Raw genomic sequence first — 4,611 nt, forward strand, 5'->3', positions numbered from 1 at the left:
CACGTCCGGTTCTGTGAGAGCCTCAAGGGGCAGTTCCTTGGGGCTACTCGACCTTTGCGGAATAAGCCGACATGAACCAGCAAGGCTAAGCCCAGTAGCACCAACTTATCCCAGAAAAAATCATTTTCGTAATAGTTGGTAGCGGACGGCGCCAGCATCAGCACGCCGGAAATCAGCAATAAAGCCAAGCCAATCCAGATAAACCGGTTGGTAGCATTGGCGATTTCCGTTAACAGCACTGTGCGCAACCCTATACCAAGCAAACGTAGACTGACCAAGACTATGGAGGACAGCAGCAAAAGCATGCCGGTAATATGCATGAGCTGAATGGCAGCGTGAACCAGATGATCCAAACTGCCGATGAAGCGACCAAAGTCGCTCGCTTGCAAAGCTCTAAAAAGTTCTAGCGTTGACATAATGGTTTTCTGCAAAAGAGGTTAACAAAGACTTATTCGATACTGAGGTAAGGGATCAACCGGCCTGTGATAATAACCAGGCTCCACAGTAATAAGGAAGCAAAACCGGCAAATTTAACCTTTGCCGGTAACTCAGTCGACCAACCCCAAGCGCTTGCGGACTTTCCCCATTTGAGTTCAAACCACAAAGCATTGATGCCGGCCAGGGCAATAAATCCCAGCTTAAAAAGAAACACAGGCAGTAAGATGATTTTGGTTGCCGCAGCGATGAACAATAAAACACCGGTAACGAAAGTCAGTACAAACCCACCTAGCAACCAAGGCCTGAGCGGATTCATAATGTCGGCCACCGGCACTTGGCGTAAAAAAACGCCTAACAAGCGTAAGTCAACAAAAAACAGCAGCCCGACAGAAAAAGCCAAGCCAATCAGGTGCAGGCCTTCAACGATAGGAAAGGCATACACCGATTCGCGTAAGGCGGTGCCTAGCTGGGAGTCGTATAGCTGTTGAGCGATTTCCAGTGCCGACATCTATTTTTTTCCTTCTTCAGCCACCAAGCCGAAGCCGCCGTTGTTTTCTGCGCAAATCCGCTCGTAGTGGTCAAGAATTAAGTTTTTGCCGGAATGGGTCGCCGGTTCCACTTCATAATGCCAGCCATTCGGTTGATCTTTTTCCGTCCATTTACGGGCCGGGACTGTCACGGTAAAAGGCCGGGTGTAAACCGTTGGGTCGGTCAACAAGGCTTCATAGGTGTAACGGCTGCCGTCATTACTGAAAATATAGCGCTCTTGGATGCGGCCATTCTCGCTGATAAATTCACCGGAACGGCCGAATAACGCTTTGCCGTTATGATTGTTGACATCGACCACTAAAGTGTTGCCTTCCCAATGACCGCGGGAGTCGCCGTTCCACAGCTTGATATTTTGAGGCAGGGGCGGTTTGCCATCCAGATGAATAATGCGGGTGCCGGAATTAAACTGGAACACCACATAGCCGGGATATTGGCTGATTTCATAACCGTGCCAATACAACGATTTCGGCACTCCGCCTGGGGCGCATCTCGCCAACGGTTCGATGTATTCCGGTTTAACCGGATCGTTGAAATGAGCTTGAAATTCTTTTACCTTTTCCAGCGCCCACGGTTGAAACGGCACTTGCCCATCCGCCGGATAGCTGACCCTGCTAGGAGCCCGATCTGCTCTAGCGCTTTTTGCTACCCGATTGGGATTTGGGTCATTGACAATCCCTCCCTGCGGATCGGTAAAATTATTATGGTTGGCAATGGTATTCGACCAGTGGCCTTGAATATCCGGCTGTCCGTCCGCTGTTTTCGGGCCGGTCCACTTGCCGGAAACGATCTTGGGAAAGCTTCTTTCTTGTTCAATGCCCGGTCCGCCGAGTACCAGTTGTTTTTGTGCCGGGCGCGGTTGCGCAGCCGGAGGCTTGGTTTCTTCTGCGGCAAAACTCAGCAACGGAACCAGCGCTAATCCCGTCAGCACTAAGCCGCAAAGCGCAAGTTTTTCATGAATCATTTTGTTTTTCATAACACCCTCAGACGTTTTGATAATCGATGCATTTAACATATCCATCCTGTTAGGGCTTATTCGGTTTGGGCGGGTAGTTGTCATCGTAATCCAGGGTAAAGCGGTAATCTTCGATCAATTGAAAATTCTTTTCCCTATGCCGATATAAAATCACGCTGATATTCCAAGGCCGGCTGAATACATTCGGATCTTCAATAGTGGCTTTGTACTCTATGGTATTGGGATCCAAAAAAGCCCATTTTTCGACGACATGTAATGCATCGCTGTGGTAGTTGCCGGCACGGTCGAACCAGGTTTTATCGTTAAAGTGCTTCACGTCGACAACCAAGGTATCGCCTTCCCAATGGCCTCGAGAATCGCCTAGCCACCAGTCGTAAGGATCTTTTGGATGGTCAGTCCCGTTGGTGTTAATAGTGCGCACTGAATGACCAAATTGATGCACCAACAGCAAGTCTTGCTTGCGCTGAAATATTTGGAATGGCTCCGGATAGTAAATACCGCGCGGCACGCCTAAGGTGTAACCTTTTAGCGCAGGATCATCCGTGGCCCTGGTGGCAAAGTTCTTTTGCCTTTGTGTCAATGCTTTTGGTAAATAAGGAAGAAATTCACCCTCCACACTACCTGCGCTGGGTGGGGCATCCTTACGGTTTGAATGCGGTTCGAGATCGTAATCGGCGGCGCTGGTCGATTGCCAAATACCGGAAAAATCAGGCTTGCCGTTACTCAAACGGGGGATTTTTTTATCTGCGGCCAATACCTGCGTAGCAAGTAGGCAAGACATTACGATGCCGACTATCGGCAGCAAATTTTTCGGATAGTTCCGGCCTTCGTGCAGCGGGGTCATAGATAGCTTACTCAAGAAATATTCTCCTTAACTGTTGCGTAGTGGAAGTTCAGGCATTATTGCCCCGGCGTTGCGCCGGGCGCATCTTGGGCGCCGCCTGTCTTCACGCTGCGTCCATCGCCTAGCGTTGTGGTTACTGCATAACCAAAATTTTTACCGTTTTTCGCCCGGTATCCCTGAATGTTGACATCGCTGCCGACCGGCAAGCTGGCTTTGGTAATGCCTTTTTGTTTGAGATTAAAAGGCGCCCCGAATTCAAAGCCCCAATTTGCGACACTGCCGTCTTGTTGTTTAACGTCCAGGTATAGCCAGCTATGCGGATTGACCAGCTCGAGTTTGGTCACCGTGCCTTTTAATTCAACAGGTTTTTCCGCGTCGAATTCGGCTGAAAAGGCATGATGAGCGTGGACTGGAGCCGCCGCGCATAAAATGCCGAGCATAGCCAATGTACTTGCCGGTCTGATTTTTCTATTCATTTATTTGTCCCCTTGTTTGAAAGTGATCTGTTTTGCCGATTCCTCGATTGACAAAACTAACGGGCAGAACCCGGTTATCTATCGGGATAAGCAAATCTTTAGCCAAATAGATTATTGCCACACGCTATTCAAGCCATTGCTCTGTAAGTCACTATTACTAATATATTTTTTTATTGAGGACATTCATCTACACAGTCATCCGAGCTGAGGCTTGATAAATTTACGCTTGGCATGTGCTGCCAATGCAACAGGGAAAACACAGCGGATGCTCCTGATGGGGCATACAACTGTGTCGCTTACTTCATTGTTTTTTGGATAGAAGATTGGGGTGTCATTAGATGCCCTGATTAGGTCAAAAGTTTTTGTAGAATCATCTAAATAGCCCAGGCACCCAGAAAAAGCAGTTTGTTGGTTCATGATGCGTTCCATAGATGATCTCTAGCTGAGCCTGATAGATTGATTGCTGATAAATCAACAGACAATGCTGGATAGGTGCACTCATCTCTACACTTTGTTTGACGCAACAGTCGATTTAACGCCATGTAAAAGTTTTGCTTCGGAAACGCCAAAAGAGTAAGCATGGATAAACCGGATCCTGCCTGATGCGAAATTCGTGGTTTCCCCAACATAAAGTGCCGCAATTTTTGTTGGCTCGATAAATGCTGTCAAATGATAGGCGAAGCTGAAGCTCAGCCTGCACTTGATCAAGCCGACAATGACTCTGATTTGGACGTACCTCAATCCGTGCGGCGGCTGGCGACTACTCAAGATTCATACCAGACAAACATAACAATGAAATACATCTATCTAATTGTTTAGTCCCACATTTAACTGGTTAGGATTGACAACAAAAATGTCTGGTTTCTTATCGTACCATTGAAGTATGGTCTCAAATGGCGTTTTACGACCGATGGCGCGAAGTTTTAAATTGAAGTTGTAGTTTAGCAGGTAGTAGAACAAATGTGCCTTCAACTCATCTGCGTTGTTGTAGTGAAAACGTTTGGTGGTGTTGGCTTTAACCTTTTTGTTCATGGCCTCGACCATGCCATTGGTCCAGGGATGTTTGACCAGCGTGGTGCGGTGTTCGATCTGCCGCGCTTTGCACAGTGCCGCAAAGGGATGCTCCTTGTCCTTGGGTTTCTTGCTATCGGGCAATGGGTTGTAACTGAATTCGATACCGTTGTCAGTCAAGATTTTTTCGATCTTGAAAGGATAGTGCGCCCGGGTGTGTTCGAGGAAATCGCGGGCGGTTTCCATGCGCTTGTTGTCGTGTAGTTCTAAGTAAACGTAGCGGGTGGCTCGGTCGATGGCAACAAACAGGTACCATTTGT

At 48.0% G+C, this 4,611-nt stretch carries 7 protein-coding genes; all 7 read right to left on the reverse strand.

Annotated elements, in window-relative coordinates; translation table 11 throughout:
- On the reverse strand, positions 1 to 416 hold a 416-nt coding region (locus V7051_RS24345), incomplete at its 3' end, for a DUF6644 family protein (protein ID WP_333879346.1).
- Positions 417 to 448: 32 nt separating this feature from the next.
- A complete protein-coding gene (locus tag V7051_RS24350) occupies positions 449 to 946 on the reverse strand; it encodes a DUF6644 family protein (protein ID WP_333879347.1) in 498 nt (165 codons plus the stop codon).
- Positions 947 to 1,960: a hypothetical protein gene (locus tag V7051_RS24355; RefSeq protein ID WP_333879348.1), complete on the reverse strand. Its 1,014-nt coding sequence runs from the start codon at positions 1,958 to 1,960 to the stop codon at positions 947 to 949. It abuts the gene before it with no gap.
- 49 nt (positions 1,961 to 2,009) lie between these two features.
- Positions 2,010 to 2,819 (reverse strand): hypothetical protein, encoded by an 810-nt coding sequence (locus tag V7051_RS24360; protein ID WP_333879349.1) that lies wholly within the window; start codon positions 2,817 to 2,819, stop codon positions 2,010 to 2,012.
- Positions 2,820 to 2,860: 41 nt separating this feature from the next.
- The gene (locus V7051_RS24365) at positions 2,861 to 3,280 is read right to left on the reverse strand and encodes a DUF6152 family protein (RefSeq protein ID WP_333879350.1); all 420 of its coding nucleotides are present in this window, start codon (positions 3,278 to 3,280) and stop codon (positions 2,861 to 2,863) included.
- Positions 3,281 to 3,475: 195 nt separating this feature from the next.
- On the reverse strand, positions 3,476 to 3,697 hold the full coding sequence (locus tag V7051_RS24370) for a hypothetical protein (protein ID WP_333879351.1): 222 nt from the start codon (positions 3,695 to 3,697) through the stop codon (positions 3,476 to 3,478).
- Between the two features lie 390 nt (positions 3,698 to 4,087).
- Positions 4,088 to 4,611 (reverse strand): DDE-type integrase/transposase/recombinase (locus tag V7051_RS24375; RefSeq protein ID WP_333879352.1); only part of this gene is annotated, 524 nt, incomplete at its 5' end.

Origin of the sequence: Methylobacter sp., assembly GCF_036845245.1 — a bacterium.
Taxonomy (GTDB): Bacteria; Pseudomonadota; Gammaproteobacteria; order Methylococcales; family Methylomonadaceae; genus Methylobacter_A.

Excerpts from the sequence above, each read along its gene's own strand:
- V7051_RS24370 (WP_333879351.1), bottom strand. The coding sequence starts at position 3,697 with ATGAACCAACAAACTGCTTTTTCTGGGTGCCTGGGCTATTTAGATGAT.
- V7051_RS24350 (WP_333879347.1), bottom strand. The coding sequence starts at position 946 with ATGTCGGCACTGGAAATCGCTCAACAGCTATACGACTCCCAGCTAGGC.
- V7051_RS24355 (WP_333879348.1), bottom strand. The coding sequence starts at position 1,960 with ATGAAAAACAAAATGATTCATGAAAAACTTGCGCTTTGCGGCTTAGTG.
- V7051_RS24365 (WP_333879350.1), bottom strand. The coding sequence starts at position 3,280 with ATGAATAGAAAAATCAGACCGGCAAGTACATTGGCTATGCTCGGCATT.